Source organism: Methylobacterium sp. WL116 (assembly GCF_008039455.1).
Lineage (GTDB): Bacteria > Pseudomonadota > Alphaproteobacteria > Rhizobiales > Beijerinckiaceae > Methylobacterium.
The window spans coordinates 1-2,393 of sequence record NZ_VRUV01000626.1; the positions used below are offsets into that span (position 1 = coordinate 1).

4 protein-coding genes are annotated in these 2,393 nt (G+C 69.1%); 2 read left to right on the plus strand and 2 right to left on the minus strand.

Annotated elements, in window-relative coordinates:
• On the plus strand, positions 1–259 hold a 259-nt coding region (locus FV223_RS30855; protein ID WP_187276245.1), incomplete at its 5' end, for a hypothetical protein.
• A gap of 145 nt (positions 260–404) precedes the next feature.
• Here the strand turns inward: FV223_RS30855 and FV223_RS25450 are convergent.
• Positions 405–1,019, minus strand: a complete 615-nt coding sequence (locus FV223_RS25450; protein ID WP_147729552.1) for a TetR/AcrR family transcriptional regulator — start codon at positions 1,017–1,019, stop codon at positions 405–407.
• Positions 1,020–1,095: 76 nt separating this feature from the next.
• Here FV223_RS25450 and FV223_RS25455 point away from each other — a divergent pair, with 76 nt between their 5' ends.
• Entirely contained in the window at positions 1,096–1,458 is a 363-nt protein-coding gene (locus FV223_RS25455; protein WP_147729553.1) for a darcynin family protein, read from the plus strand.
• 299 nt (positions 1,459–1,757) lie between these two features.
• Here FV223_RS25455 and FV223_RS25460 read toward each other — a convergent pair whose 3' ends face one another.
• Positions 1,758–2,219: an Lrp/AsnC ligand binding domain-containing protein gene (locus FV223_RS25460; protein ID WP_147844599.1), complete on the minus strand. Its 462-nt coding sequence runs from the start codon at positions 2,217–2,219 to the stop codon at positions 1,758–1,760.
• Positions 2,220–2,393 lie beyond the last annotated feature (174 nt).

A 2,393-nucleotide genomic window follows, 5' to 3' on the forward strand; every position in this document is an offset into this window, starting at 1 on the left:
GCGCCGGCACGGCGCGGGCCGGCGCGAGGGCTTCCGCCTCGGCTGGGGCGGCTGGCTCGTGGTCGAGCTCGTGGTCATCGCCGCCATCGCCGGCATCTACCTGGCCTGGCCGCCGACCGTCGCCTGCCGCGAGCAGGAGGCGACGTTGGGCTTCTTCGCCGGCGACACCCTCGGCAAATGCATCCGCCGCGGCGTCGCCGCCCGCATCGACGACGTCGACCAGCGCCTCAAGATGGCGGTGCGCCATTCGGGGCATTGACGCGCCCGGCCTTCGAACGATGCCTGGACGGGGCGTTTTCGGGCGCCCTGCCGTGACACCGGCTCTTGGGCGAGTCGCCGGCGCCCGACGATCGGGTGCCGTCCGCGGGTCTCGCGACAGGGGGATCACGGGCACCTGGGGACGGTCACGCGCCGGCGCCGAGGTAGCCGAGCACGGCCCGGCGAACACGATCGACGAGCGGCACCTCGCCCGTTTCGCCGCGCTCGCCGGCCGCGTCGATCATACCCTTGATGATCGCCAGCAGGTCTGCGGCGGCCGTCGGCGTGTCCGGCTGCCGTGGCAGGTCCGGCCGCTCGAGCAGGCCGGACACGAGCGTGTTCAGAGCCGCAGCGCTGCGGTGGATCTCGGCGTCGAAGGGCAGGCGGGCCTCCTCGAAGTCCAGCAGCCGTGCCAGGGCGGGGCGACGGAGCTGATGACCGACGCACGCTTCGATCACCGCGACGAGCGCATCCGTTCCGGCCGGCCGTGACGCTGCCGCCCGTGCATCCTCGATCAATCGATTCTTCTCGCGGACGATGAGAGCGCCGACGAGCGCCTCCTTCCGCGGGAAGTATTGGTACAGCGAGCCGACGCTGACCCCCGCACGCTCGACCACGGCATTCGTCGAGAAACCGCCGTGGCCCACCGCCTCCAGAATGCGAGCCGCCGCCTCGACGATCGCCTCGACGGTGGCGAGAGAACGGGCCTGCTGCGGCCTCTTCCGGGGGCGGGGGCGCTGCGCCGTCAGGGGGTCGGTCATGCGAACGAATGCGAGTAGCGGAAGCGAGCGATCGCTCGCATCCTAGGGGCGTCACGCGACAGTGCAAGGACGCAAGATGACGAGATCCGGCAAACCCTTCGATTCGGCCCTGACAGTGTTCATGCTCGTGAAGACCACCACCGAGTGGCTGGGCTTTCCGGTCGAGAAACGTTTCGAGCTCTTTCGCGAGACGTTCACGCCTATCCTGAAGGCGCATGCCGCCGATGTGACGCTGCGGTTCTTCGACATCGAGTTCTACTCCGCTCGTGTCACCGACCTGTGGATGTGGGACGCAAGGGATCACCAGAGCTACCAGCTTCTCGTCGAAGCGATACGCGAGACCCCGTTCTGGGACCGCTACTTCGAGATCGTGGACATCCTGCCGGGCCTCGAGAATGCCTACGCCACCCATTACGGCCGCGAGCCGATCACGGCCTGATCTGGGTGCGGGCCGCTCGCTCGTTGCACCAGGGACCTGCCAAAGCCGGCGTCGGGTGATTCCGCGGCGGTCCGCCCACGGACAGCAATACAGCGAGGCGGCTGGCGCCACCCCGTGCGCCCACGACCCGTATGGGGTGTCCGGGTCGCCGGCGGCTCGCCCCGGATGAAGCCGCCTGTGGGCGATCCGGCAACATCGGCTCAGGGCGGATCTCTGCCGATCGGCTGTCTTGCGGCGATATTCACGAACCGGATGTTCGCTCGGACCGGATGTGGGCCGGCTCGTTGCCCGGTCGCGGCTCACACGGGCAGCGGGCTGTCCGTCTTGACCTCCTCCATCACCGCGTAGGTGCGCGTCTCCTTCACGCCGGGCAGGTCGACCATGACCTGCCCGAGGAAGCGGCGATAGGCGGCCATGTCCTTCACCCGGGCCTTGAGCAGGTAGTCGAACCCGCCGGCCACCATGTGGCATTCCAGGATCTCCGGCACGCGGCGGACCTCCTGCGAGAAGCGGTCGAACACCGCGCCGGTGGTCTTGTCGAGCAGCACCTCGATGAACACCAGCAATCCCAGATCGAGCATCGCCGGATCGAGGCGGGCACCGTAGCCGGTGATGTAGCCCGCGCGGGTCAGCCGCTTCAGGCGCTCGGCCGTGGCGGTGGGCGAGAGCCTGAGCCGCTCGGCGAGGTCGACGGTGGCGATGCGCCCGTCCTGCTGCAGGATGCGCAGGATGGCGGCATCGATCGAATCGGTGGTCTTCACGCGCAGAACGCCATTCCGATGGGGAATCCGCCGGTCTTCGACGCGACCCACGGATTTTAGCACCGCGCCGCCGCGGCTACAAAATGGTCCGTGCCCGGCCGGCGGCCGGCGGCGGAGGGAGGCGGGGTCTGCCATGTCGATCGTGTCGTCGTCGATCGTGTCTTCCCCTCGGCC